The organism is Amphritea atlantica (assembly GCF_024347255.1).
GTDB lineage: Bacteria > Pseudomonadota > Gammaproteobacteria > Pseudomonadales > Balneatricaceae > Amphritea > Amphritea atlantica.
Genome location: NZ_AP025284.1, coordinates 4,581,945 through 4,607,901, shown reverse-complemented (window position 1 = coordinate 4,607,901; position 25,957 = coordinate 4,581,945). Strand labels below are relative to the sequence as shown.

The window sequence follows — 25,957 nt, the reverse complement described above, 5'->3', positions numbered from 1 at the left end:
TTATATTAATCGTTTGACGGGCCTGCCTTCAGGCTCTCTACAGCGGCCATGACATTGGTGCGCAGATGGTCTGGGTTGATCGTGCCAATAATGGCACTGCTGACGCCCTGGTGGCCAAGTACCAGATCGAAACTGGCGTGCACTGGGTCCGCTTCACTTGCCTCGGCAATATGGCCTGATGCCAGAGCTTTCTTGATAAAGATCCCTTTCTGGGCTGCCAGAGCATAATCGATAACTGGCAGCTCATCCTGGTAATCCAGATTGTATGTGACCATGGCAATATCGGAACGTTTCAGCGTTTCGATTCCGCCCTCAATGGTCTTTGTGGACATCCCTCCCGCGCGAATCTTCCCCTCTGCTTTCAGTTGCTCCAGTTGCTCAAGAATACCGTAGTGATTGATAACGTCGAGATCATTACCATCGGAATGCACCAGCAGAATATCGATCACATCGGTGCGTAATCGTTGAAGGCTGCGTTCGATGCTGAAGCGCACGTGCTCCGGGGTGAAATTGAAATGAGATTCGCCAGTCTGCGGGTCAAACTCTTCTCCGACCTTACTACAGATCAGCCAGTGGTGGCGCTGGTGTTGCAGTAACGGCCCCAGTCGCGTTTCACTGTTCCCATAAGCAGGGGCGGTATCCAACAGGTTGATACCAAGATCGCGACTCAGGTCCAGCAGTCTGGCTGCCTGCTGATCGTCCGGTATGGTAAAGCGGCTGGGGTATTTCACCCCTTTATCCCGTCCCAGCTTAACGGTGCCAAGCCCAATGGGACTGACCCGCAACCCGGTGCCGGCGAGGTTTCTGAGTGTCAGCAAAACATGGTCTCCCACACCGGTTGGGCAATGTCAGGGTGGGGCAACTGACCGGTGACAAGGGTGTCGGCTTTGCTTGCTGGGGCAATATGCTGCTCATCCAGCAGGGTGAGAATCTGATCGCTGAGATCGGGTGCCAGCGCCAGTTTGGTTGGCCAACTGATGATACAGTTCCCGGCGGTCTGGGCAAAGGCAGAGTCCGGGCGGGTGAGAGATGACTGTTTGGGTTCTGCCCGGTTAATATGAAAGCTGGCCCAGCGCGGGTTTTTTAACTCGACCCAGGGGAGCAGTTCACGGATAAGTTTCTCGGCCTTTTGACACTGCTGTTCTGAGGAGAGCTTTATTCCGCTTTCCGCCAGATCTCCGCCCAGATACCACACATACTCGCCATGACTGGCGGGATGCGTGGTAATAGTGACCACTGGCTTACTGCCGCCACTGATGCAGTGGGCAAAGGTAGGCAGGTCTGATTGATGGCGTACCATGACCATATGCAGAGGTCTGCGCTGCATCTGTGGCTGTTGTATATTTAAGTGCTGCAAAAGTGCTTCAGTGCCTTCCCCGGCAGTGGTGATATAGCGTTGTGCTTCGATTCGCAGTTGGGGAAGTTGCAATGCCGTTACACCGCTATCTGCCAGTTCAAACTGAATATCATTGGCGTTAATTTTGAGTATCCGCTGAGTATGGGGCCTGGCCAGTGCGTCAATGACCGTTGGCACGTCCAGCACAATCTCGTTGAGTCGATAGAGATTACCGCGAAAGTCTGGGTGGCTGAAGGCCTCAGGCCTTTGATCGGGCGAAACCGCGTCAACCCGGCCTTTCAGTGCTTTACTGGCAAAAAAGCTGGTCATTTTTGCCCCCAGCGAGGCCTTAGACCACATATAATGGGCCTCAGAGAGGATCTTTGCTGAACTCAGATCCAGCTCGCCGCAGCCTTCGATACAGGCGCGCCAGCGGGATGGCATATCGGCAATGCTGCTGGATGCCTGGGTCAGCACACCATTGAGCGCATATTTGGTGCCGCCATGGATGATTCCCTGAGAGCGTACCGACTGTGCCCCACCAAGATCGGCGGTTTCCAGCAGGAGGGCATCATAACCCTGTTGTAGCACCCGGTTGAGCAGCCACAGGCCTGCAATACCACCGCCAAGAATAACCAGATCTGTCTTTATCGTTTGCATGAGCCGTTCCGCAACTTAACAGGGGTTATTATACCTTCGGTATCACAGGCTGATAATGGTAAACTGATGTTTTCTGATTGGAATCCGTTTATTCCCATGACCCGATTGCTCTATTCGCTGCTGTTTTACTGCCTGACACCGCTGATATTGCTGAAGCTATGGATGCGCGGACGTCAGAGTCCTGAATATCGTCATCGCTGGGGCGAACGGTTTGGTTTCATCCCCCGGTTAAGCGGGGAGCGACCGATCTGGATCCATGCGGTATCGTTTGGTGAAACCATGGCCATCATTCCGCTGGTGGACAAGCTTCTGGCTGAACATCCGCAGATACCGGTGTTTATCACCAGTATGACGCCAACGGGTAGTGCCCGGGTACAGACTCATTTTGGTGACCGCGTTGGACATGCCTACTGCCCTTATGATCTTCCCTGTGCCCTCAGCCGTTTCCACCGGCGTGTCAGGCCCCGCAGTTGTGTCATCGTTGAGACGGAGCTCTGGCCCAACCTGATTCACAGTTGTGCTAAGCGCGGGATTCCGGTTGTGGTCACCAATGCCCGCTTGTCAGCCCGGTCTGCCGAAGGCTATCAGCGCTTCAACTGGCTGACCCGGCTGATGTTGAGTGAGGTCAGCCGTATCGCCGTGCAAAACCGGGACGATGGTGAACGTTTTATCTCGCTGGGATTTGCGCTGGATAAGCTGCAGGTGACCGGTAGCATCAAGTTTGATATTGATACTCCCGCAGGGGCGAACGAGGAAGCCGCAAAGTTGCGTCATGCCTGGGGGAGTACTCGCCCGGTTATCATCGCGGCCAGTACTCATGATAATGAAGAGACGCAGCTGCTCGAGGTTTATCGTAATCTGAAGTCCCGCTATCACACTCTGTTATTGATACTGGTGCCCCGCCATCCGGAGCGTTTCCTGACGATCTACGATCAGAGTGTCAAAGCGGGTTTGCGCACCTGTCGACGCAGTGTTTCTCCCGCTCCCGCGCCTGATTGCGAAGTCTATCTGGGGGATACGATGGGTGAGCTGATGACGCTGTATAGCGCGGCCGATATCGCTTTTGTCGGCGGTAGTCTGATCGAAAGAGGGGGGCACAACCCGCTGGAGCCGGCGGTGTTAGGTAAGCCGGTGCTGATGGGCCCCCATGTGTATAACTTTCATCAGATAGTCGCGACGATGGAGCAGGAGCTGGCGCTACAGGTTGTCAGTGATGCTGAAGAACTGCAGCGAGCCCTGGCTGAGCTACTGGATCACCCGGAACAGGCCCGGGCGATGGGTATTCGCGGGCGCACCTGCATCGAGTCAAATCGGGGGGCACTGGATCAGCAACTGACACTGGTGAAACAGATGGCTGGCATTCAGTCATAACTCCCCGGTTTTATTCTGTGGTTGTCTCTTCAGTCGCTGGTTATTAAGAACTTATCTATTAAGAGCTTAGCTGCCGGTCCATCTCTTCGCAGAGCCAGTGTCCGATAAATATATGCGCTTCCTGAATCCGGGCGGTCTCGGTACTCGGTGCTTTTATCAGGTGATCCGCAATGGCATCTAACTTACCGCCACTCTCTCCGGTCCAGGCCCAACAGGTTGCACCGATCTGTTGTGCAGCTTCAATGGCGTTGATCACATTGGCGCTGTTGCCTGAGGTGGATAGCCCGATGACCAGATCCTCAGGGCGACACAGTGCCTCGATCTGTCGGGTAAACACCGAATCAAAACTGTAATCGTTGGAGTGGGCGGTCAGAATTGAGCTGTCTACCGTTAATGCAATAGCAGGTAGTGCCCGGCGTTCCGCTTTATAACGAACCACAAACTCAGCAGCAAGATGCTGACTATCCGCTGCGCTGCCACCGTTGCCGAGAAATAACAGTTTGCCACCATTAGTAAAGGTAGCTGAAATCTGGTTGGCCAGTTTCTCAACATCGGCCTGAATCTCTGGCAGGCGGTTGAAGGTTTGCAGATGGCGTTGTCGTGCGCTTTCAAATGACATCGGTTATTTATCCTTACAGATCAAAGTTGAACGGTTCGCCAGCCTGTTCAGAGAGAATCTCCTGCAGCACTCCATTCAATGGTGCCCCATCACTGTCGCGGACCCAGGTTTTACCATCAAAGTCGAAGTGAAAACCGCCGCTGCGGGCCGCCAGCCAGAGCTGTTTAACCGGGGTCTGGCGGGTAAGGATGACCTGACTTTTGTTTTCACAGATCACTGTCAGTACACCGCCGTTATTGATAACGTCGAGATCGGTTTCCGCCTCGTCCAGGACCTCCTCAATCTGCTCCAGGGTGTTATCAACGCGTTGATTAAATTCAGATTCGTTCATTGTCGTACTCACAGGCGGAAAATTATTGTTAGCTGAGAGTATATAGCAGTTTGTGCAGGTACTCATCATGGCAACGGCGCTGTATAATCGGACGATTAACTTAATATCGGGAATAAACGTCGTGAAAGCCTGTTGGATAGCTATTTTTTTCAGTGTGCTGTTGATCAGCGGTTGTGGGCAGAAAGGTAGTCTCTACCTGCCCGATGAGGCGCCGGAACAAACGCAGCAACAGTCTCAGTAGCATCCAGTTTAGTTGCTGTTGAACTCACCGGCTCAGCACTCCTGAGCAGTAACCCTATTGGATACAGAAAGAAGACAATGGATAATTTTCAATACCTGAATGGCCGTCTCTGCGCTGAAGAAGTTCCGGTTAGCCGGATCGCAGAAGAGTTTGGCACACCGACCTATATCTATTCCCGTGATGCCCTGGAACGCGCTTATCTCGATTACGCTCAGGCGCTGGAAGGCCGTGATGCGCTGGTCTGTTATGCGGTAAAAGCGAACTCAAACATCGGTGTGCTGAATGTGCTGGCCCGTCTGGGGGCAGGCTTCGATATTGTCTCCCTGGGTGAACTCGAGCGGGTTATCAAGGCGGGCGGTGATCCGGCGAAGGTCGTGTTTTCCGGTGTGGCAAAGCGTGAAGATGAGATGCGTCGTGCGCTGGAACTGGGTATTCACTGCTTCAATGTTGAGTCAGAAGCAGAACTGGAACGCCTGAACAAGGTTGCCAGTGAACTGGATAAAGTGGCTGCGATCTCCCTGCGGGTGAACCCTGATGTGGATGCCGGGACTCACCCCTATATCTCCACCGGACTTAAGGATAATAAGTTTGGTGTTGCTATCGATGATGCAGTACGTATCTATCGCTATGCCCATAGCCTGAGTCATCTTGATGTTCAGGGGGTGGATTGTCATATCGGTTCTCAACTGACAGAGATCGCCCCATTCCTGGATGCTCTGGACCGTTTGCTGCTGTTGATTGATACGCTGGCAGAGCAGGGTATCACTATTAAACATCTGGATCTGGGTGGCGGATTAGGGGTTTGTTATACCGATGAGGTGCCGCCTTCTCCGCAGGAATATATCGGGGCGGTGATCGATAAACTGGGTGATCGCCCGCTAAAACTGATCTTTGAGCCGGGCCGTTCCATTGCCGCGAATGCTGGTATTCTGATCACTAAGGTTGAATTTCTGAAGTGCACCGAACACAAGAACTTTGCCATCATCGATGGTGCCATGAATGATCTTATCCGTCCGGCGCTTTACAGCGCTTATATGGAGATTATTCCGGTGGATATTCGCGAAGAGGGCGAAGCCCGTTGTTTCGATCTGGTGGGCCCGGTATGCGAATCAAGTGACTTTCTGGGTAAAGACCGGCAGCTGAACATTGAGGCGGGTGACCTGCTGGCCGTCTGCTCTGCGGGTGCTTATGGCTTTGGCATGAGTTCTAATTACAATGCCCGGAACCGTGCAGCAGAGGTGATGGTGGATGATAACCAGGTGCATCTGATTCGCAAGCGCGAAACTATTGCAGATCAGCTGCGGGGTGAAGCTATTTTACCGGGGTGAAGACTGGCGTTAAGATTCTGGTTAAGCGATCGGATAAGATGATTAGCTAAACAAGCGTTACGCATAAGCCCATAGAAAAGGCAAAACACTGTCCGAACAGTGCGCCTGAAGAGATAACTATGTTAGTTAGATTTACTAAAATGCATGGCCTTGGCAATGACTTTCTGGTGCTGGATACCGTGACTCAGAAGGTAAAGGTTAATTCTGCGATTGTATCGCGTTTGGCGGACCGCAACTTTGGTGTGGGCTTTGATCAGATGCTGATTGTTGAGCCGCCAACCAATCCTGATATGGATTTTCGTTACCGGATTTTCAATGCCGATGGCAGTGAGGTGGAGCACTGCGGTAATGGTGCCCGTTGCTTCGCTAAATTCGTTCGTGATAAGCGCCTGACAGCCAAAGAGACCATCGCGGTTGAAACCCAGAAAGGGCCGATCTACCTGACAATCAATGAAGATCGTCAGGTGATAGTGGATATGGGGGTGCCGGTTCTGGAGCCTCAGCAGATCCCCTTTAGTGCCGATCATCAGGCGGCCACTTACCCGATCGATGTGGCGGGACAAACGGTTCAGATCAGCGCTGTATCGATGGGTAATCCCCATGGTGTGCTGGTGGTTGATGCCGTTGACAAAGCACCGGTTGAGGCCTGGGGGCCGGTTCTGGAGTCCCACTCCAAGTTTCCGGCTAAGGCTAACATCGGCTTTATGGAGATAGTCAGCGGCGCTGAGATCCGCTTGCGTGTATATGAACGGGGTGCGGGTGAAACCAAAGCCTGTGGCACTGGTGCCTGTGCGGCGGTTGTCGCTGGTCGGTTGCGCGGGTTGTTGGATGATAAAGTGACAGTTCACCTGCCTGGTGGCACACTGCTGATTGAGTGGGCTGGTGCAGGAGAACCTCTGATTATGACCGGGCCGGCCACGACTGTGTATGAGGGGCAGATTTTTATATGAGCGAGAATAAACCGGCAGAGATCAGCGCTGAGCAGGTGGCTGAATATCTGCAACAGCATCCGGACTTTTTCAGCGGTAACGAGTATCTGCTGGAGCAACTGTATGTACCGCACCAACGGGGTACGACGGTCTCTCTGGTGGAACGTCAGACCAGTCTGCTGCGTCAGAAAAATCGCGAGCTGCATGATTATCTGGGCGATATGATCGGTGTTGCCCGGGAAAATGATATCCAGTTCAGTAAAACCAAGAAGATGATTCTGGCGCTGATGGATGCGGAAACTCTTGACGATGTGGCGGTGGCTATCGATGAAAGCCTGTGTCAGGATTTTAATAGTGATACCACCGCTCTGGTGCTGTTCAGTGAGCAGCCGGAAGAGCAGAATAATCTGCGCTTAATGCCCCGCAGCGAAGCTTCGGCTATTGATGTACTGGTGGATCAGTCGCAGACCCGTTGCGGCAGTCTGACCGAACTGCAAAATCAGTTTATGTTCCGCGAACAGGCCTTTAAGGTGAAGTCTGCTGCAGCAGTGCCGCTGGTGAAGGGCGAAACCCTGGGGCTGTTAGCGATAGGCAGCTTTGATGCGAGCTATTTTCAGAGTAATCAGGGCACATTGTTCCTCGATTATATTGGTCAGGCGGTGAGCCGGGTGGTCTCGCCACTGCTGCAGGGTCGCAAGGTCTGATCAATGAGCTCAGGTAACGCTGCACTGGATGGGTTTTATACCTATCTGAGTAGCGAACGGCAGTATTCGCGCCATACCCTTAGTAACTACCAGCGAGATCTGGGCCGTCTGCAGGATTATCTGCAACACAGTACGCTGTTTCCCGACGGCCGCGTGGACTGGGCCCGGATTGAGCCAAAGCATATCCGTAATTTTATTGCCTGGGTGCACCGTGAGGGGCTGGGGGGCAAAAGTATTCAGCGATTACTCTCTGCCATCCGCAGCTTTTATAAATACCTTCACCGGGAAGGGCTGGTGCAGCAGAACCCTGCGCTGGGTATTCAGGCACCGAAGAGTCCCCGTCGTTTACCGCAGACGCTTGATGTTGATCAACTGAATCAGTTGCTGGAGAGTGACGACGATGAAACCGATCCTCTGGCATGTCGCGATCAGGCGATGCTTGAACTGATCTACTCCTCAGGTCTGCGTTTATCAGAGCTGGTCAGTCTGGATCTGCACAGCATAGACTGGCAGGATGCCAGCCTGAGGGTGGTTGGTAAAGGTGCCAAAGAGCGGTTGTTGCCAATTGGCCGTAAGGCGATGCAGGCACTGGACCGCTGGCTCGATCTTCGCGATAGTATGGCCCGACCGGAAGAGATGGCACTGTTTGTCAGTAAACGCGGCAGCCGTATCAGCGGTCGCAGCGTGCAGCTGCGGATCGATCGCCGCGCCAGAATGCAGCACACACAGGGCAAGGTTTATCCACACCGTCTGCGGCATTCGTTTGCCAGCCATATGCTGGAATCCAGTGGTGATCTTCGCGCGGTGCAGGAACTGCTGGGACACTCGGATATCTCCACCACTCAGATCTATACCCACCTTGATTTCAGGCATCTGATGGATGTGTACGATAAAGCTCATCCCCGGGCCCACAAACAGTCACCAAAGAAGGCCAGTAATGACGATGATTAAATGTATTACCTTCGATCTCGACGATACCCTCTGGGCGGTTGACCCGGTTATCGTCGAAGCAAACAAGACGTTATATCGCTGGCTCAGTGAAAATGCCGGACTATTTGTGAAATGTTATCAGTTACGGGATTTTGATCATCTGAAAAAAAAGGCGCTACAGCGTTTTCCTGATATCGGCCATAGCGTTACCCTGATTCGGTTGAAGCAACTGGAGATCGGGCTTGAAGATGCCGGCTATTCCCATGATCAGGCGGTGGCATTGTCCCGGCAGGCGTTCGAAGTGTTTATCGAAGCGCGCAATCAGGTTGAGTTGTTCGAACATGCGCGGGCGATGCTGGAACAGTTACAGCGGGCGGGATATCTGATCGGGGCGCTAAGTAATGGTAATGCCGATGTGCGCCGGGTAGGTCTGGGCGATCTGTTTGACTTTGCCCTTAACGCTGATGGTGTTGGTAAGGAAAAACCTCACCCATTAATGTTTCAACAGATGCTGCATCAGCATCAGCTGCGGCCTGAACAGGTGATCCATATTGGCGACAATCCCCATCACGATATTGTGGGGGCGAAAAATGCCGGGCTCTGGACCATCTGGGTCAACCGGGATCAGCAAGAGTGGCCAGAGGGTGATCCGGCTGACCGCAGTGTCATCTGCCTGAGCGAAATTCCGGATAAAGTGGCTGAAATTGCCGCACTTGCAGCCCATCGGGCAACCCTTTAGGTACGTCAATGACAGAGCAATCTCCTGCCACTGCAACGCCGCAGAATCAGATTAACCTGAGTTACAACTCTGTTGAGGACCGGATTCTGATCCGCGCCTGCGAAAACGGTAAAGAGTACCGGGCCTGGTGGACCCGAAGGTTAGCGTTGCGTCTTTTTAAGTTGTTTCAGGAACACCGTTTTCCCACTGAGAACAGTGCCAGCCATCTGCAACCGGAGCAGCAGCAGAGTTTAGGCGATATAGAAAAGCATGGAGCCGTTCAGCAGGCTGATTTTTCCACACCGTTCCAGGATGACGCCGAGCATTTTCCATTAGGAGAGAACGGTATTCTGGTACAGCGGGTGGATATTAAAACCGAGGGTAAAATTGTCCGCTTCGTTATGCTACCTGCTGAAGGGGAGGGGATGACTCTGTCATTACCCCCCGGCCAGCGCTACTCATTCGAACATATGCTGCAACAGGTGATGGTGGCTGCTGAGTGGATAGAAGCTAAGCCCGATGATCGGGCTGGTGTGCCCCATAAACCGATTCAGGCTCACTGACTTCAGCGCCCTGGCTGCGGTTTCGCTGATAGCCTGCAATCAGCGAGCCGCTGACAATGGCAAGACAAGCCAGCAGCAATGTAATATCCGCAGTCGCGAGGCCTGTCATCACCAGCAGCAGGGCAGAAATCAGTGGTGCCGAGTAGGCCAATACTCCTAATAGCTGCAGGTTGCCATGTTTGATACCGTAATCCCAGGTAAAGAAGGCGATCCCTACCGGGCCTAAACCCAGACCGATAACGCCGAGCCACTGGCTTGCCGATACCGGCCAGACTGTGGTTTCCCATAGCCCGTGACAGAGCAGGGCCAGCAGTGCGGTAGCACCACAGAACCATCCGGCGGCGTCGGTGGAAACCTGCTTGACCAGACGGCTTAATACCGAATAACCGGACCAGATAAAGGCGCAGCAGAGGGCCAGCAGATAGCCGCCGAGATAGTCTGGATTGAAACCATCGCTTCCCTGACCAATCAGTAGCCAGCAGCCATACAGCGCCAGCACTGCTCCGCTCAGGTGTCGTTTCAGCAGGTGTTCGCCGGGTAGCAGGCTGGCAAATAGAACGATCAGTAATGGCCACAGATAGGCGATCAGGCTGACGCTCACCGCCGGGGCTTTGGTCATGGCGAGAAAATAGCAGAAGTGATAGCCGAAATAACCGCCGACACCCAGAAACCAGGCCAGTTTAGGCTGGCGCAGATGGCGTAATCCCAGATGTCCCTGGCGCCACCAGTTCATAGACATCAACAGAAACGCCAGCGCGAAGGTCATCGCCATCATCTGAAACGGCGGTATCCGACCGTCGGTCAGGCGGGTCAGCAGCGCCAGGGTTCCCCAGAGAAAGATAGAAACGGAGCCGATCAGAGAGGCCCGCAGAGTGATCGTCGACATGAATGGATATCCTGCTATTGAATCACACCAGCATAGCGCCAGCGTGAGTCCGGAACTTTCTCATCATGGCGGAATTATTTGCCAACGCGGCGGAAATAGCTGGGAGGAATATCGAAGTGTCGGCGAAAGCGATCACTGAACGCTGCCAGACTGCTATAACCGACAGCGTCCGCTACCTGCTGAATCGACAGATGTCCCTGTTCAAGGAGTTGCCATGCCTGCTGCATCCGTTTTTCGATCAGGTATTGCTGCGGCGTCATCCCCAGCTGTTTACGAAACAGCTCGCCAAGCTGGCGGGGGCTCAGGCTGGCGACCGCTGCCAGTTGGCGTTGACGGATCGCGGTGTTGAAATGCTGATCAAGGTAGTTGCGGGCGACTGCGATACGCCGGTCCAGCCGTAGTTGATGTCCGCATTGCTCCTGAAGTAGCTGAATCAATAACAGCAGCATCTGCCGCTGGGTGCTGGCAGAGTTATACTGTTGCAGCTGCTGGTGAAGGAAGCGCACATACTGATTCAGCGCCGGACTCAGGTGGATGAAAGCCGGCAACTGTTCAAACTCAGGGGCCAACTGATCAGGAATATCGGCGACCACAAAACAGTTGCCTTCAGAGCCTGAAAAGCCGTGGTCTTTACCTGCACTGATAATGGCAGCCTGGTCTGAATCGACCCGACCGGACTGATTACCCACCGAAATATCCAACTGACCGCTGACCGGCAGAACCAACTGGTGATAATCATGCAGATGATTATCGGTCTCGGCGCTATAGCTGCGCAGATCAAGTGTCAGGTTGCTCAGTTGCATGTGCATATTCCCAGGAATGTATGGCCTGTTTTCTTGCCGCTCCCCAACGGTAATGGCCACTGTCGCCACTCTCGCGAATGACCCGGTGGCAGGGGATCAGATAACCGATACTGTTGGCGGCCAGGGCGCTGCCAATAGCGCGCTGTGCTTTGGGCGAACCGGTAGCAACCGCCAGTTGTGAGTATGAGCAGAACTGTCCCGGATGGGTATGTAGCAGTGCTTGCCACACCTTTATCTGAAAATTGGTTCCCCGCAGTAACAGATGCAGTTTGCCTGGTTGTGGTGTGGTTGGAAATATCTTTTCCATCATGGCTTCGGCGCCGCAGTCATCGGCAATGATGGTTGCATTTGGCCACTGCTGTAACAGCTCTGCCTGGCGTTCGCGCCGGTCTTCATCAAGGAAGGCCAGATAGCAGAGACCACGAGGGGTCCAGCCCGCGAGTGCGAGTCCAAAGGGGGACACTGCCACACCATAGTGTAGCTTGACCCCCGTCCCTCCGGTTCTGATCTCTCCCGGCGTCATCGCTTCGCAGCTGATCATCAGATCGTGAAGACGTCCACCGCCGGAGAGGCCGGCATCGTGTGCGGCAGTAAGGCTATCCGTGGATGCTTTCAGCGCACTGAGGGCATGTTCTTTAGTCAGATACTGGAGGAACCGTTTGGGTGAGATACCCGCCCAGGCACTGAAGATGCGTTGCAGGTGGTGCTCGCTCATATGAACGGCTGCGGCCACTTCGGCCAGTTCGGGTTGGTGTTTGGCGTGCTGGCGGATGTAACGGATCGCTGTGGCGACTGTTTTATACTGTTGAAGGGCTCGGTCAGACATATGAGGCTCCCCTGTTTCGCCATAGACTCAGTGGGTTGAAACCGGTCACGAGTACTACTCCGGTAAGGATAGTCAGCCCTCCTGTGATGGTATGCCAGCCTATCGGTTCATCCAGCAGCAGGTGTCCCCAGAGCACACCGAAGACCGGCACGATATAAACCACGGTAAGCGCTGAGGGGGCGCCAATCTCAGCGATCAGTCTGAAGTAAAATAGATAGGCGATACCGGTGCAGACAATTCCCAGCAGTAATACTGAGCCGATAATCTCCGGATCGCTGCTCGCCTTTGTTGGAAAGAAAGGCAGAAGCGGTAGCAGTAACAGGCTGGCAGCCCACATGCTCCCATGGGCATTGGCAAAGGGCTCTATCGCACTTTTCCCCTGTGCATAACAGGTTGCAATCCCATAACTGAGTGCCGCGCTGAGCGCCGCGCCAATGACTACCCAGGAGTCTGCGGCTAAAACAGCAGGGTCAAAGCCTACCAATAAAGCCACTCCACTGATGCCTGCTATGAGTCCGGCAAACACTTTTAAGGTAATCGGTTTTTTATATCGCAACGCCACCAGGATTGTCCCCCAGATCGGTGCGGTGGCATTGAGTATCGATAGCAGCGATGCGGAAAGTGTTTGTGCGGCGTAGGCAAACAGCAGAAAGGGAAGGGCTGAATTAAACCAGCCCAGTATGCAGTAATGTTTCCAGTGCTGCCGTAGCTGTAAATGGCGTTTGAGAAACGCAGCAACTACCAGCAGGAACAGAGCTGCCAGCAGCAGTCGTAACTCAATCAGAATAGCGGGGCCAATGACCGGAGCGGCTATCCGCATAAATAGGAATGATCCGCCCCAGAGCGCGGCAAGACTCAGTAATTGCAGCAGGTTCTTAATCGTCATTGTGCTGTTCCGAATAGGCGTTCATCCGTTTAGTGTTGACGATTTAAGTCGCCAGAGCCACCCGATTCTTGCGCTGATTGTCTATTATATTCGTTCAGACCGCCTGCAAAAACTCAGTCGTCGAGAAACTGTTCCAGCAGATCGTTAAGAAACAGCCGTCCCTGTGGAGAGGGGCCGAGAATCGCGGCGTCGGTTTCCATCAGACCGGACTGGCGACACCGCTCCAGAAGAGCCTGGATTGAAGGCAGTGGTACGCCGGTGCGCTGGGTGAACAGGTCGCTTTTGACGCCATGGGTCAGTCGTAAAGCGTTCATCATGAACTCAAAAGGGCGTTCCTGAGGCGTGATATCCTGCTCACCGGACAGAGGGTTCAGGGCATCCATATAGGCTTTTGGCTGACGCTGTTTCCAGCGTCGGCTGATGCGGTTCTGTTGCGGCCAGCTGATCTTCCCATGGGCGCCGGCACCGATGCCGATATAATCGCCAAACTGCCAATAGTTAAGATTATGCTGCGACTGACGCCCGGGCAGACTGTAGGCTGAAATCTCGTATTGATGATACCCATGGGTTTCCAGCAGGACCTGCCCCTGTTCCTGAATCGCCCATAGCGCTTCATCTTCTGGTAGCTCAGGAGGTTTGCTGAAAAACTCAGTATTGGGTTCGATGGTCAGTTGATACCAGGACAGGTGGGTGGGTTGCAGGTCAATCGCCTGTTGCAGGTCGGCCAGGGCAGCATCCGGGGTTTGTCCTGGTAATCCGTGCATCAGATCGAGATTAAAATTATCGAAACCGATTTCCCGGGCTTTGCTGGCAGCGAGCAGGGCATCGTTACGGTTATGAATCCGTCCCAATTGCTGTAGCTGGCCACTGTCAAAGCTTTGAATCCCAATGGAAAGACGGTTGATGCCGGCCTGGCGAAAACCCGCAAAACGCTCCTGTTCGAAGGTGCCGGGGTTGGCCTCCATGGTGATCTCGGCCGACTGGGACAGGGGCGTCAGTGCTTCGATGCCCCGGAGAATCTGTTGGATTCCGCTGGCATCAAACAGGCTGGGGGTTCCGCCACCGATAAAAATGGTTTCGATGACTCTACCCTGTACGGCGGGAAGCTCTGACTCAAGATCTCTTAACAGTGCATCGATATAGCGCTGCTGTGGAATCTCTCCGGTAACCGCATGGGAATTAAAGTCGCAATAGGGGCACTTACGCACACACCAGGGAATGTGGATATAGAGGGATAGCGGAGGCAGTGAGAGCATCAGCGACCGGCTCAAAGATAAGCCGGGATCATCTTGATCAGTTGCTGAACCGCTTGTCCCCGGTGACTGATTTTGTTTTTCTGCTCGGGGGGCAGCTGAGCTGACGCGATATCCAGCCCGGGAACCAGAAACAGCGGGTCATAGCCAAAGCCGTTATCGCCCTGGGGCAGGGGCAGAATCTGTCCCTCCCAACTGCCCTGACAGATCAGTGGAGTAGGGTCTTCTGCATGACGCATAAATACCAGAACGCATCGGAAACGCGCAGTTCGCTGTTCCGGAGAGGTGCCTTCGAGCAGCTTTAAAAGCTTCTGATTATTTTCCGCATCGGTGGCACCAGCCCCTGCAAAACGGGCGGAATAGATACCCGGGGCGCCATTGAGGAGATCTACCTCCAGCCCTGAATCGTCTGCCAGTGCCGGCAAACCGGTCAGTTGCGATGCATGACGGGCTTTAATAATAGCATTTTCAACAAAACTCAGGCCGGTCTCTTCAGCATCGGGGACGCTGAACTGTGACTGAGGAATCACCTCAACCCCCAGCTCCCCTAAAACCTGATTAAACTCTTTCAGTTTGCCTCTGTTGCCGCTGGCAAGGACTATTTGACGGGTCATTAACGGGCCTTTATGTTTTTGTTCAGGTCGTCAGCAGTCAGTCGACGTAGAAGCGCTGTTCAAAATTGATGGTATAGGCAGGCTGGTTTGGATCAGGTTGAACCTGTAAATTGAAACGCAGCACCTGATCATCGGTAAAACCATATTCGCCGATATAGTAAAGCGCATTGGTCTCCTCGATCTTCATAAACTTCAGCGTCTGCCGCTGGGAGATCAGATTGGTGACATCACCCGAAACAATGGCAGAAACCGGTTTAGTTGTGCCATCAGCCTGCTTTTTTAGCACTGAGATATTCAGCAACCCTTTGGTTTTGCTGCGCTCAATGCCATAGGCTGAAGCGATATCCGGTTCAATAAAGCTACTATTAAAGGCGTTATAGTGGATCATGTAGTCCCCATGGGAGACCATCTGCTCGGCAGAGGCGCTGCTGCTGAAAGTGGCACTCAGCAACCCCGCGAACATCAACAGAACCGCCGCGGTTGTTTGAAGAAATCCATGGTGCCTGGTTGGCGTTTTCATTTTCTCTCTCCCTATCGGGTGATCCGGTAGATTGCGATTTCGCCCAGCATATTGGGCCACAAACGGATCGACCAGTGATGTTTGTGTTCATTGTCCACCACCGTGCGATCAAGGATGTGAATGTTGCGTTCGACGCATAGTTGTTCAAAATCCTTGAAGGTACAGAAGTGGATATTGGGTGTATTGTACCAAGTATAGGGCAGGAATTTAGATACGGGCATTTTCCCGCGAAACGCCAGATAGCCCCGTGCCCGCCAGTGACCAAAGTTGGGGAAAGTGACAATGCACTCTTTGCCGATGCGCAGCATCTCATCAACAATCTGATCCGGACGATACATCACCTGCAGTGCCTGTGTCATGATGACGGTGTCGAAACTGCTGTCATCGATGCTGGCGAGTCCCTCATCGATATTTTTTTCGATCACATTGACCCCTTTTTCGAGGCAGGCGGTGATGTTGTCATGGTCCACCTCGACGCCGTAACCGGTGATCTGTTTCTGCTGCTGCAGAAAGGCCAGCAGCTCGCCATTACCACAGCCCAGATCCAGCACCTTACTGTTGGGCGCTATCCACTCCTGAATAATTTCCAGATCCGCACGCATCAGTTGTTCTCCTTACCGGTTGGGGGAATATCGCTGGCAACCTGCTTCATATAGGCTGAATAGATATCCATATAGCGAGGGTTCGGAATCAGAAATGCGTCATGACCATGATCGGAGTCTACTTCGGCATAGCTCACTTTTTTCTCAGCGGCTACCAGTGCATCGACAATCTCGCGGGAACGTTCAGGCGAGAAGCGCCAGTCCGAGGTAAAGGAGATCACCATAAACTTACACAGCGCATTGCGAACCGCTTCGGCCAGGTTGTGACCGTAGTCCGCTGCCGGGTCGAAATAGTCCAGTGCTTTGGTCATCAGCAGATAGGTATTGGCATCGAAGGCGGTGGAAAAACGCTCTCCCTGATAACGCAGATAGGATTCAACCTCGAACTGCGGGTTGAAATCGTAGCTGATCTTGCCCTCCCGCAACTCCCGGCCAAATTTTTCCCGCATACCGTCATCGGACAGGTAGGTAATATGCCCCAGCATCCGCGCCAGCATCAGTCCGGTTTTGGGGACGTTACCGTTCTCGTAGAAATGGCCGTTATTAAAATCTGGGTCCCGGGTGATCGCCTGCCGGGCAACCTCATTAAATGCGATGTTCTGGGCACTGAGTCTGGGGGCCGCTGCGATAATCAGGCAGTGGCGCAGCCGTTGTGGATAATCGATCGCCCATTGCAGCGCCTGCATTCCCCCCAGACTGCCCCCGACAACGGCTGCCCACTGTTGAATGCCAAAATGATCTGCCAGACGAGCCTGACTTTCAACCCAGTCGGGGACCGTCATGATGGGAAAATCAGGGCCAAAGGGTTTGCCGGTTTCGGGATTGATGCTCTGTGGTCCGGTGGAGCCATGACAACCGCCGAGATTATTCAGGCCAATGACAAAAAAAGTATTGGTATCGATCGGTTTGCCCGGGCCGATAGCCGAATCCCACCAGCCGGGCTTGCTTTCCTGTTCACTGTGAAAGCCCGCCAGATGATGGTTGCCTGACAGCGCATGACACACCAGAACGGCATTGGAGGCATCGGCATTCAGGGTGCCGTAAGTTTCTACAATCAGCTCGTAACTGTCGAGCTGACGACCGCAGGCCAGGGGCAGCGGCTGTTCAAAACGGATGATCTGTGGTGTAACGATACCGACAGAGTCTTGGGGAAATGATTGAGGCATAGTTCTCACTTATCGCTGATAATTTGAAATATGGAGCTGCTGATCTATCGGGTCGAGCTTCACATTTCGTACAGCAGAGACTGGCTATCCAGAATCAGATAGCCAGCGGGTCGGTAATTATGCAGGGATCTCAGTATCACTTCAGGTGCGCTCAATCGTCAGTTGTTCTGGAAATTTTTTCGGGTCTGCAATCTTCACCCGCTTTTGTCGACCCAGCTCGCCACTCAGGATTGTAACTGAGCTTTTCGCCACACCAAACTGTTTCGCCAGAAATTTTATCAGATGGGCATTGGCCTTGCCCTCTATCGGAGGCGCAGTGATACGAATTTTAACACTATCATCCAGTAAGCCAACAATTGCATCATTGCTGGCTTTGGGTTGCAGACGACAGCTGATAATCAGACAGTCGTCCTGCCAGGAGTAAAAGTCTGCCATCAGCGTCCTCAGAGCAGGAAGTGGGTCAGGCTACCCAACTGGGAGCGGGCGATCTGGATAACGAAAAAGATCAGTATCGGCGACAGATCAAGTCCTCCCAGAGAGGGAATTACCCTGCGTGCCAGGGCAAACAGCGGCTCTGTCAGCTGTACAATCAGCTGTGGTCCCGGATGATAGCTGCCGGGGGCTACCCAACTGATGATCACCGCGCCGATAACCGCATAAAAATAGATATCGAGAATGGTATTCAGTACCCCGATGCCGGAAAGCACCATCACGGGAGACAGGTTTGCACCCATGCTCTGGCCTTTGAGCAGCAGAATAATCGCCCAGAGCGCAACATTGATTAAAAACGCCAGTAACAGCGGTGAAAGGTCGATATTGGCGGGTCTTGGCATTACCCGCTGTAATGGTGCCAGCGGCACGGCGGTAATTTTAACGACCGCCTGACAGATCGGGTTGTAATAGTCAGCTTTAGCGATCTGTAGCAAAAATCGCAGCACGACAATGAAAACATAAAGCTGGCCGAAAAGCTGGATAATTGAACTGAGAGGATCCTGTCCCATTGTCTCTGTTCCTGTTGCAGATATCTGTTTGGGGTTGGTTCGTGTCTGACGCATTACAATGTGAGTAATGCATCAGCGTATAGCCCTGAGTATAGAGCCTTTCATGGTGACTATGAACCGATGAAAGGCTTTTTATATCATTTGCTTATTTGCCCAGCTCTTCCGCCAGTGCCGCAGAGCGGTCGCTGCAGGCCTGCATGCCGTTAGCAATGATCTCTGGCAGTCCCTGATCGATAAAAGTGAGTATCGCCTGTTCCGTAGTGCCTTTGGGAGACGTCACGCGGCGGCGCAGTTCAGCGGGCTCAACATCGCTTTGGCGCGCCATCTCTGCAGCCCCGAGAGCGGTTTGAATAGTGAGTTGCTGCGCTACTTCACGGCTCAGCCCCAGTTTTTCTCCTGCCGCGACCATCGCTTCCATTATCAGGAAATAGTAGGCCGGGCCGCTACCGGAAACCGCTGTGACCGCATCCAGTTGCGCTTCGCTTTCAACCCACAGCGCAATACCGGTAGCGGTCATGATCTGCTCGGTCTGACTACGTTGCAGGTCGCTAACCCGATTGTTGGCATAGAGACCGCTGGCCCCCTGCTGAACCAGTGCCGGAGTGTTGGGCATGCAGCGTACCACCGGGAGATCTCCCCCCAGCCACTGTTCCAGGCTGCTGCACAGAATGCCGGCGGCGACAGAGATCAGCAGCGGCCGGTGTTGCTGCACGCTGGCCGCCATATCCATGGCGACGCTTTTTAGCACCTGAGGTTTAACTGCCAGAATCACAATATCTGCTGCAGCCACCGCGGCATTGTTATCTGTAGTGGTGTTGAGCCCCTGCTGCTGCAGGTCGGCCATCTTGTCTTGCCCGGTATCACAGGCCCAGATGCTTGCCGCCGGATAACCGTTACTGATCAGTCCGCCCATGATGGCCCGGGCCATGTTGCCTGCGCCGATAAATGCTAATGTAGGTTGTGTGCTCACGTGTAATACCCGATGTTAAATATGGTTATAGATTGATGCTTACTATGACTGATGATGGCTGCTGTAGTCGCGGGGGCCAAACAAGGCAGTGCCGATACGTACAATGGTAGCACCTTCCAGAATGGCGGCCTCCATATCACCGGACATCCCCATAGACAGGGTGTCCAGTGGCTGGTCCGGCAACTGCCGTTGCAACGATTGCAGCAGATGATTCATCTGTGCAAAGGGTTTGCGTTGCTGTTCGGGATCGTCGCTACTGGCGGGAATGGCCATTAATCCCCGCAGACGGATATTGCTCAGCGTCGCCACTGCGGCGGCCAGTGCGGGCAAATCAGCCGGCAGAACTCCTGACTTGCTATTTTCCCCGCTGATGTTTACCTGCAGACAGATATTCAGTGGTGGCAAGTTTACGGGACGCTGATCGCTGAGGCGTTGCGCGATCTTAAACCGGTCTACGCTGTGAACCCAGCTGAAGTTTTCTGCTATTGCCCGGGTTTTATTGGACTGTATCGGACCGATAAAGTGCCAGATGATATTCAGATCTTGTAGCGCCTCAATCTTATCCAGCGCTTCCTGAAGATAGTTCTCGCCAAATGCCTGTTGCCCGCAAGCCCAGGCCTGGCGCAGTTCTTCAGCCGGACGAGTTTTGCTGACCGCCAGTAGTTTGATCGCTTGCGGCTGACGTTGCGCGGCGATGGCTGCTGCGTCTATCTGGCAGTGAACGTTTTTTAATCGATCTGTAATCTGTGTCATAGTGTAATAACTAGCGATTGGCTATGATGGGCGATTCTGATAAAACTGATATAGTGCAACCCATAAGGGGTGGCGACTATAATACCAGAGAACACCGGCTAACCCGCGAATATTTGCCCCGGGCCTGGGTGTTTCGCAACGCTCAGAGCTGTTTTTATGGTAAATCATAGCCAATGCTGCCCAAAATAGGCTTATAAAGACTTTATATCCCCGGTTGCAGCTTTTATTATCATTGAAGGGCCAGTTATACGGTATGCAAAGTCTTCAGTCGAAGGCTTTGTCGCTTACAGATAATCAATGGAACTGCTTGCAGATTCCCTATACACCTGAGAAGCCATGGATATTACAGAACTCTTATCGTTTACCGTTCAGCAGGGAGCGTCCGACCTCCATATAACCGCCGGTATGCCACCGGTTATCCGGGTTGATGGCGAGGTCCGCAGAATTAAGCTGCCCTCTCTGGAGCATAAGCAGGTTCACACGCTGATTTACGATATCATGAATGATAAGCAGCGTAAGGACTACGAGGAGCGGTTTGAAACTGACTTCTCCTTCGAGGTGCCCGGTCTGGCCCGTTTCCGTGTTAACGCCTATAACCAGAACCGTGGTGCGGCAGCGGTATTCCGGACCATCCCCAGCAAAGTTCTGACGATGGATGATCTGGGCATGGGACAGGTGTTCCGCAATCTTTCCAATAATGCCCGTGGCCTGGTGCTGGTAACCGGACCGACCGGCTCGGGTAAGAGTACCACCCTGGCGGCGATGGTGGATTACATCAATGAGACCCGCAACGAGCACATCCTCACGATTGAGGACCCGATAGAATTTGTCCATCAGAGCAAGAAGTGTCTGGTTAACCAGCGGGAGGTGCACCGGGATACGCTCGGGTTTGAGGAGGCGTTGCGTTCCGCCCTGCGTGAGGACCCGGATATTATTCTGGTGGGTGAGATGCGGGATCTGGAAACTATCCGTCTGGCGCTGACCGCTGCAGAAACCGGTCACCTGGTGTTTGGTACACTGCACACCACCTCAGCGGCAAAAACGATTGACCGTATCATCGACGTGTTCCCGGCAGCAGAAAAATCGATGGTGCGTTCGATGCTGTCAGAATCTCTCCAGGGGGTTATCTCCCAGACTCTGCTGAAGAAGCCGAAAGGCGGACGGGTGGCGGCCCATGAGATTATGGTGGGTACGCCAGCAATTCGTAACCTGATACGTGAAGATAAGGTAGCGCAGATGTACTCTGCCATTCAGACCGGTGCGGCATTTGGGATGGTGACTCTGGATCAGTCGCTCACCGACCTGATGCAGAAAGGTTTGATTACCCGTGAATCAGCCCGTGCTAAGGCACTGAATCCTAAGAATTTCTAAGACGGAGCGGAATTTTGGATATTACCCAGCTACTTAAGGTTATGACTGACCGACAAGCATCCGATCTGTTTATCACCGCCGGAGCCCGTCCCAGCATCAAGGTTGATGGTACGATTAAGCCATTAACCAAAGAAGCTCTGAAACCCGCTCAGGCACGTTCGCTGACCTATAGCACCATGAACGATAAGCAACTGGCCGAGTTTGAGGGCACCCGCGAGTGTAACTTTGCTATCAGTGCTCCGGGGATCGGTCGTTTCCGGGTGAGTGCATTTTTTCAGCGTAACTCACCGGGTATGGTACTGCGGCGCATCAACACCTATATCCCAACGATGGAGGAGCTGAACCTGCCGCCGGTGCTCAAGGATCTGGCGATGACCAAGCGGGGGCTTATCCTGTTTGTCGGCGGTACCAGTACCGGTAAATCAACGTCACTGGCGTCGATGATCGATTACCGCAATGCCAATACTGCCGGGCATATCATTACCATTGAGGATCCGATCGAATATATCCATGAGCATAAGCAGAGTGTGATCACCCAGCGGGAAGTGGGTCTGGATACCGATTCCTTTGAGGTGGCTCTGAAAAATACCCTGCGTCAGGCCCCGGATGTGATTCTGATGGGGGAGATTCGCAGTGCCGATACGATGGGCTATGGTCTGACCTTTGCTGAGACTGGCCACCTCTGTATGGCAACACTGCACGCCAACAACGCCAACCAGGCTCTGGACCGGATCATCAGTTTCTTCCCCCCTGAACACCATGCCCAGATCTGGATGGATCTGTCGCTTAACCTGAAAGCAATTGTGGCGCAGCAACTGCTGCCGACAAAGGATGGTAAAGGTCGCCGGGCAGTGGTGGAAGTGCTGATTAATACCCCTCTGATGCAGGACCTGATCCGTAAAGGCGAAGTGCATGAGCTGAAAGAGGTAATCAAAAAGTCCACTAACCTGGGGATGCAGACCTTCGATCAGGCGCTTTACAATGAGTATAAAGAGGGGACTATCACCTATGATGTGGCGATCGCCCATGCGGATTCACCGAACGACCTGCGTCTGATGATTAAACTTAATTCGGAAACCAATCCGGATATCAATGATGCATCGGACGACTCCGGCTTCTTCCTGCAGGATGACGATGATTTTCTGCAAAATGAAGGGTCGCTGGACGTTAAAGGGATGTAGGTCTCGTCACAGTAAAAAAAACGGCGCATCTGATGCGCCGTTTTTTGTTTCTGCTGATGGTGGCGAGATGTTGAATACCCGATCAGCGATGGGGTATCGGGTTGCTATTGCTGAAACACCACATTGCCTTCGAACAGGGTATAGCGCACCACCCCTTTGAGCGGGAAGCCCATAAACGGTGTATTCGCACCGGCTGAACGACGGTTTTCCTGGGTCAGTACCCACTCCTGCTCTGGATCAAAGATACAGATATCGGCACTGCTGCCGGGGGTGAGTGTACCCAGATCGACGTTGAGGACACGGGCCGGGCCAGTGGTCAGTTTCGCCAGCATCTGCGGTAGTGAGATCAGTTCCTGCTGCACCAGCATCAGAGACAGTGATAACAGGGTTTCCAGCCCCGTCATCCCGGGCTCGGTAGCGGCAAAAGGAGCCTGCTTGGCGGCCAGTTCATGGGGCTGGTGGTCCGAACAGATCGCCTGAAAGCCATCTGCAACCAGCGCATGGCGTAAACCTGCCCGGTCGAGCTGGCTGCGTAGTGGCGGAATCAGGTGGAAGTTAGGGTCAAAGCCACTGACATTCTCATCGGTTAATAGCAGATTCTGAATCGCGATATCAGCGGTCACCGGAAGCCCTCTTTCACGGGCATCCATCACCATTTTGACGGAACGTTCGCAGGACAGCTGACCAAAGTGGGCTCTCACGCCGGTCTGTTCGATCAGCAGCAGGCAGCGGGCAACTTCAATGGTTTCAGCACTTTCAGGAATCCCACTGAGTCCCAGACGGGTGCAGGTGGTATCGTCGTGCATGGTGCCGCCAGCGGCCAGGTCCGCATCCTGTGGCTGGAAAATAACCAGCAGGTCGTGGGTCGCCGCATACTCGAGGCAGCGCGCCAGTGTCAGCGAGCTATGGATCGGTTCCCGGGCGTTGGTGAAGCCGATACAGCCGGCTTTACTCAGGCCATACATCGGACTCAGCTGTTCACCTTTCAGCTCCTGGGTCAGGGCGCCCATCGGCAGGACCCGGGCGTTGCCAGCCTGTTTTGCCAGGTCTTCAATCAGATCGATCACTGCGGTGTTATCGGCAATCGGTCTGGTCAGTGGTGGCATGCACAGGGTGGTGATGCCACCCGCCGCCGCGGCGGCGGTTTCACTGGCGATGGTACCCTTGCGACTGTAACCGGGCTCACGCAAGTTAGCGCACAGATCGATCAGACCGGGGCTGACTACCAGGTTCGTGGCATCGATCTCCTGGTCGGCACTAAACGCTGCTGGTGGCTCGCCAATGGCAGCGATCTTGCCAGCGCAGATAAACAGATCAGTGATCTGGTCCAGATGGTTGGCGGGGTCGATGACACGGCCGTTCCTGATTGCAATATTCATCGTATTCACCTTATTCGCTCTCCCGCTCAGCCTGATGGTCAGTCATCTGGCCGCCCATCGCCATCGACATCACCGCCATGCGCACGGCAATACCGTTGGTCACCTGTTTCAGAATCATCGATTTCGGACCATCGGCGACCGAGGTCTCTATCTCTACGCCGCGGTTAATTGGTCCGGGATGCATCACAATGGAGTCAGGATGGGTGAGCTTCAGTTTTTCTTCGGTAAGACCGTATAAACTGTAAAACTCCGATTCGCTGGGCAGCAGGGCGCTTTGCATCCGCTCTTTCTGTAGTCGCAGCATCATCACCACATCGACATCTTTCAGACCCTGACACATGTCGGTGTAAACCGTGACGCCCAGCGCTTCTATATGACGCGGCAACAGTGTTGTGGGGCCGATCACCCGGATCTCTCTGGCACCCAGAGTGCGCAGGGCGTGGATCTGTGACCGGGCCACCCTGGAGTGAAGGATATCGCCGACAATCGCCACCGTGAGGTGTTCGAATCCCCCCTTGTGCTGGCGGATGGTGAGCATATCCAGCATCGCCTGGGTGGGGTGAGCATGGCGTCCATCACCGGCATTGATGACGGCTACATGGGGCGTGACATTGCTGGCGATATAGTGTGCCGCGCCGCTGTCTGAGTGACGCACGATAAACATATCAGAGTGCATCGCTTCCATGGTCATCAGGGTGTCTTTAAGGGTTTCGCCCTTAGAGGTTGATGAGGTTTTGATATTCAGGTTGAGGACATCCGCGGACAGTCGCTTTGCCGCCAGTTCAAAGGTGCTGGCGGTGCGGGTGCTGGCCTCAAAAAACAGGTTAACCACCGTTTTACCCCGTAACAGCGGTACCTTTTTTACCTGCTGTGCACTCATATCGACAAATGAATCAGCCGTATCGAGGATCTCTGTCAGCATCTCCCGGCTCAGCCCTTCGGTGGTCAGGAAGTGTTTCAGCTGACCGGCGCTGTTGAGCTGGATCAGGTTGGGATCTTGTTGTTCAAACATGTCAGATTCCGGCGGTAAGTTAGGGGTTGTCTTTTTTACGGATCTCCAGTGCCAGAGGCACCGGTCCGGTCAGTTTGACCTGCTCGTCATCGGCGAGTTGCAGCGTATCACCGGTAACATCCGCCTGAATCGGTAGCTCGCGACGGTTCAGATCCAGCAGTGTGACCAGGGTAATGGAAGCCGGGCGACCATAGTCAAACAGCTCGTTCATCGCTGCCCGGATGGTTCGTCCGCTCATGATCACATCATCCACCAGAATAATATGGCGGTCTTCGGTAGCACTGGGCAGCGCCGAGGGCTGAACTTTAGGGTTGAGGCCCGCGCGGCTGAAATCATCGCGGTAGAAAGAGATATCCAGGGTGCCCAGGGGGCTCTCGATACCCAGCTGCTGATGCAGGTGTTCTGCCAGCCAGACGCCACCGGTATGGATGCCAATGACCATCGGGTTGTCCAGCTGTCTTACTTTTATCAGTGTGATCAGATCTTCCGCCATCTTGGTGAGCAGGTGATCCACTTTAATTACGCCCGATACCATAGAGGTCCTCCAGTCGGGTTTCACTGGGTATCAGCTGGTCTGATGCAAACCAGCTTTCCAGAATCAGTTGTGCGGCGATGCCGTCAACAGAGTTTTCTTTAAAATTACTGCTGCCGCCCCGGGCAAGACTGATCTGCTTGGCTTCCCGGGTGGAAAGGCGTTCATCGATCAGATAGCAGGGCAACTGGCAGCGTTCTTTGAGACGGTTGGCAAATTTTCGCGCCCGGCGGGACATGTCGCTGATGGAGCCATCCATATTCAGGGGGATGCCAACGACAATGGCTGCAGGTTGCCACTCTGAAATCACCTTTTCGATCACCGACCAGTCGGGAACGCCATCCCGGGCGCTGACCGGAGGTAATGGGGTGGCCGTGCCTGTAATAGCCTGACCTGCGGCGATCCCGATCCGTGTGGTGCCAAAATCAAAGCCTATAATTTGACCTGAAAGTGTGATCATTCCGCTTCTTTG

General features: G+C 53.7%; 31 protein-coding genes. 10 read left to right on the top strand and 21 right to left on the bottom strand.

Annotation, left to right across the window (positions count from 1 at the left end; translation table 11 throughout):
- Positions 1-5: 5 nt before the first annotated feature.
- Together OCU43_RS21360 and OCU43_RS21355 are read right to left on the bottom strand one after the other, a co-directional pair.
- Entirely contained in the window at positions 6-818 is an 813-nt protein-coding gene (locus tag OCU43_RS21360) for an aldo/keto reductase (RefSeq protein ID WP_217647459.1), read from the bottom strand.
- Positions 812-1,996, bottom strand: coding sequence for an FAD-dependent oxidoreductase (locus OCU43_RS21355; protein WP_091360331.1), 1,185 nt, complete (start codon positions 1,994-1,996; stop codon positions 812-814). Before OCU43_RS21355 ends, OCU43_RS21360 begins: the two co-directional genes overlap by 7 nt.
- A gap of 66 nt (positions 1,997-2,062) precedes the next feature.
- Between OCU43_RS21355 and waaA the strand changes: the two genes are divergently transcribed.
- The gene (waaA, locus tag OCU43_RS21350; protein WP_245756612.1) at positions 2,063-3,367 is read left to right on the top strand and encodes a lipid IV(A) 3-deoxy-D-manno-octulosonic acid transferase; all 1,305 of its coding nucleotides are present in this window, start codon (positions 2,063-2,065) and stop codon (positions 3,365-3,367) included.
- Between the two features lie 58 nt (positions 3,368-3,425).
- Here waaA and OCU43_RS21345 read toward each other — a convergent pair whose 3' ends face one another.
- Positions 3,426-3,986, bottom strand: a complete 561-nt coding sequence (locus tag OCU43_RS21345) for a D-sedoheptulose-7-phosphate isomerase (RefSeq protein WP_091360333.1) — start codon at positions 3,984-3,986, stop codon at positions 3,426-3,428.
- A gap of 13 nt (positions 3,987-3,999) precedes the next feature.
- Entirely contained in the window at positions 4,000-4,317 is a 318-nt protein-coding gene (gene cyaY / locus OCU43_RS21340; protein ID WP_091360335.1) for an iron donor protein CyaY, read from the bottom strand.
- 136 nt (positions 4,318-4,453) lie between these two features.
- Between cyaY and lptM the strand changes: the two genes are divergently transcribed.
- The 7 genes from lptM (at position 4,454) to OCU43_RS21310 (ending at position 9,730) form a co-directional block, all read left to right on the top strand.
- Entirely contained in the window at positions 4,454-4,558 is a 105-nt protein-coding gene (gene lptM / locus OCU43_RS22340) for an LPS translocon maturation chaperone LptM (protein WP_425424963.1), read from the top strand.
- Positions 4,559-4,635: 77 nt separating this feature from the next.
- The gene (gene lysA, locus OCU43_RS21335) at positions 4,636-5,886 is read left to right on the top strand and encodes a diaminopimelate decarboxylase (protein ID WP_091360338.1); all 1,251 of its coding nucleotides are present in this window, start codon (positions 4,636-4,638) and stop codon (positions 5,884-5,886) included.
- Positions 5,887-6,005: 119 nt separating this feature from the next.
- The gene (dapF, locus tag OCU43_RS21330; RefSeq protein WP_091360340.1) at positions 6,006-6,836 is read left to right on the top strand and encodes a diaminopimelate epimerase; all 831 of its coding nucleotides are present in this window, start codon (positions 6,006-6,008) and stop codon (positions 6,834-6,836) included.
- The gene (locus OCU43_RS21325; RefSeq protein ID WP_091360341.1) at positions 6,833-7,519 is read left to right on the top strand and encodes a DUF484 family protein; all 687 of its coding nucleotides are present in this window, start codon (positions 6,833-6,835) and stop codon (positions 7,517-7,519) included. Before dapF ends, OCU43_RS21325 begins: the two co-directional genes overlap by 4 nt.
- Before the next feature lie 3 nt (positions 7,520-7,522).
- On the top strand, positions 7,523-8,470 hold the full coding sequence (gene xerC / locus OCU43_RS21320; protein ID WP_091360343.1) for a tyrosine recombinase XerC: 948 nt from the start codon (positions 7,523-7,525) through the stop codon (positions 8,468-8,470).
- Positions 8,457-9,188 carry an HAD family hydrolase gene (locus OCU43_RS21315; protein ID WP_245756613.1) on the top strand — a complete coding sequence of 244 codons (732 nt, stop codon included), beginning with the start codon at positions 8,457-8,459 and terminating at the stop codon, positions 9,186-9,188. The genes xerC and OCU43_RS21315 overlap by 14 nt, the downstream gene beginning before the upstream one ends.
- An 8-nt stretch (positions 9,189-9,196) precedes the next feature.
- On the top strand, positions 9,197-9,730 hold the full coding sequence (locus OCU43_RS21310; protein ID WP_091360345.1) for a hypothetical protein: 534 nt from the start codon (positions 9,197-9,199) through the stop codon (positions 9,728-9,730).
- Here OCU43_RS21310 and yddG read toward each other — a convergent pair.
- The 13 genes from yddG to OCU43_RS21245 all read right to left on the bottom strand — a co-directional run bounded on the left by yddG (position 9,678) and on the right by OCU43_RS21245 (position 20,010).
- Positions 9,678-10,616: an aromatic amino acid exporter YddG gene (gene yddG, locus OCU43_RS21305; protein WP_091360347.1), complete on the bottom strand. Its 939-nt coding sequence runs from the start codon at positions 10,614-10,616 to the stop codon at positions 9,678-9,680. The two genes, OCU43_RS21310 and yddG, sit on opposite strands and share 53 nt — an antisense overlap.
- A 74-nt stretch (positions 10,617-10,690) precedes the next feature.
- Positions 10,691-11,419 carry a helix-turn-helix domain-containing protein gene (locus OCU43_RS21300; RefSeq protein WP_091360350.1) on the bottom strand — a complete coding sequence of 243 codons (729 nt, stop codon included), beginning with the start codon at positions 11,417-11,419 and terminating at the stop codon, positions 10,691-10,693.
- The gene (locus OCU43_RS21295; protein WP_091360352.1) at positions 11,394-12,245 is read right to left on the bottom strand and encodes a methylated-DNA--[protein]-cysteine S-methyltransferase; all 852 of its coding nucleotides are present in this window, start codon (positions 12,243-12,245) and stop codon (positions 11,394-11,396) included. Before OCU43_RS21295 ends, OCU43_RS21300 begins: the two co-directional genes overlap by 26 nt.
- On the bottom strand, positions 12,238-13,131 hold the full coding sequence (locus OCU43_RS21290) for a DMT family transporter (protein WP_091360353.1): 894 nt from the start codon (positions 13,129-13,131) through the stop codon (positions 12,238-12,240). The genes OCU43_RS21295 and OCU43_RS21290 overlap by 8 nt, the downstream gene beginning before the upstream one ends.
- A 113-nt stretch (positions 13,132-13,244) precedes the next feature.
- On the bottom strand, positions 13,245-14,387 hold the full coding sequence (gene hemW / locus OCU43_RS21285; RefSeq protein WP_091360493.1) for a radical SAM family heme chaperone HemW: 1,143 nt from the start codon (positions 14,385-14,387) through the stop codon (positions 13,245-13,247).
- An 11-nt stretch (positions 14,388-14,398) separates the two neighbouring features.
- The gene (rdgB, locus tag OCU43_RS21280) at positions 14,399-14,998 is read right to left on the bottom strand and encodes an RdgB/HAM1 family non-canonical purine NTP pyrophosphatase (protein ID WP_091360355.1); all 600 of its coding nucleotides are present in this window, start codon (positions 14,996-14,998) and stop codon (positions 14,399-14,401) included.
- A 37-nt stretch (positions 14,999-15,035) separates the two neighbouring features.
- Positions 15,036-15,518, bottom strand: coding sequence for a DUF4426 domain-containing protein (locus OCU43_RS21275; protein ID WP_091360357.1), 483 nt, complete (start codon positions 15,516-15,518; stop codon positions 15,036-15,038).
- Positions 15,519-15,529: 11 nt separating this feature from the next.
- The gene (gene metW / locus OCU43_RS21270) at positions 15,530-16,120 is read right to left on the bottom strand and encodes a methionine biosynthesis protein MetW (protein ID WP_091360359.1); all 591 of its coding nucleotides are present in this window, start codon (positions 16,118-16,120) and stop codon (positions 15,530-15,532) included.
- On the bottom strand, positions 16,120-17,286 hold the full coding sequence (metX, locus tag OCU43_RS21265; RefSeq protein WP_091360361.1) for a homoserine O-succinyltransferase MetX: 1,167 nt from the start codon (positions 17,284-17,286) through the stop codon (positions 16,120-16,122). The genes metW and metX overlap by 1 nt, the downstream gene beginning before the upstream one ends.
- 141 nt (positions 17,287-17,427) lie before the next feature.
- A complete protein-coding gene (locus tag OCU43_RS21260) occupies positions 17,428-17,721 on the bottom strand; it encodes a DUF167 family protein (protein WP_091360362.1) in 294 nt (97 codons plus the stop codon).
- 8 nt (positions 17,722-17,729) lie between these two features.
- Entirely contained in the window at positions 17,730-18,287 is a 558-nt protein-coding gene (locus OCU43_RS21255) for a YggT family protein (RefSeq protein ID WP_091360365.1), read from the bottom strand.
- A gap of 145 nt (positions 18,288-18,432) precedes the next feature.
- Positions 18,433-19,257 (bottom strand): pyrroline-5-carboxylate reductase, encoded by an 825-nt coding sequence (gene proC / locus OCU43_RS21250; RefSeq protein ID WP_091360367.1) that lies wholly within the window; start codon positions 19,255-19,257, stop codon positions 18,433-18,435.
- 42 nt (positions 19,258-19,299) lie between these two features.
- Positions 19,300-20,010, bottom strand: coding sequence for a YggS family pyridoxal phosphate-dependent enzyme (locus OCU43_RS21245; protein WP_091360369.1), 711 nt, complete (start codon positions 20,008-20,010; stop codon positions 19,300-19,302).
- 336 nt (positions 20,011-20,346) lie between these two features.
- On the opposite strand from OCU43_RS21245, the gene OCU43_RS21240 reads away from it, so the two are divergent.
- Positions 20,347-21,381, top strand: coding sequence for a type IV pilus twitching motility protein PilT (locus OCU43_RS21240; RefSeq protein ID WP_091360370.1), 1,035 nt, complete (start codon positions 20,347-20,349; stop codon positions 21,379-21,381).
- A gap of 14 nt (positions 21,382-21,395) precedes the next feature.
- A complete protein-coding gene (locus OCU43_RS21235) occupies positions 21,396-22,562 on the top strand; it encodes a PilT/PilU family type 4a pilus ATPase (protein WP_091360372.1) in 1,167 nt (388 codons plus the stop codon).
- Between the two features lie 104 nt (positions 22,563-22,666).
- Here OCU43_RS21235 and OCU43_RS21230 read toward each other — a convergent pair whose 3' ends face one another.
- The 4 genes from OCU43_RS21230 to ruvX are packed head-to-tail and all read right to left on the bottom strand — an operon-like array spanning position 22,667 to position 25,945.
- Positions 22,667-23,941, bottom strand: a complete 1,275-nt coding sequence (locus OCU43_RS21230; RefSeq protein WP_091360374.1) for a dihydroorotase — start codon at positions 23,939-23,941, stop codon at positions 22,667-22,669.
- Positions 23,942-23,951: 10 nt separating this feature from the next.
- A complete protein-coding gene (locus OCU43_RS21225) occupies positions 23,952-24,953 on the bottom strand; it encodes an aspartate carbamoyltransferase catalytic subunit (RefSeq protein WP_091360376.1) in 1,002 nt (333 codons plus the stop codon).
- Between the two features lie 19 nt (positions 24,954-24,972).
- Entirely contained in the window at positions 24,973-25,488 is a 516-nt protein-coding gene (gene pyrR, locus OCU43_RS21220) for a bifunctional pyr operon transcriptional regulator/uracil phosphoribosyltransferase PyrR (protein WP_091360378.1), read from the bottom strand.
- A complete protein-coding gene (gene ruvX / locus OCU43_RS21215; RefSeq protein WP_091360379.1) occupies positions 25,469-25,945 on the bottom strand; it encodes a Holliday junction resolvase RuvX in 477 nt (158 codons plus the stop codon). Before ruvX ends, pyrR begins: the two co-directional genes overlap by 20 nt.
- Positions 25,946-25,957: the final 12 nt, after the last annotated feature.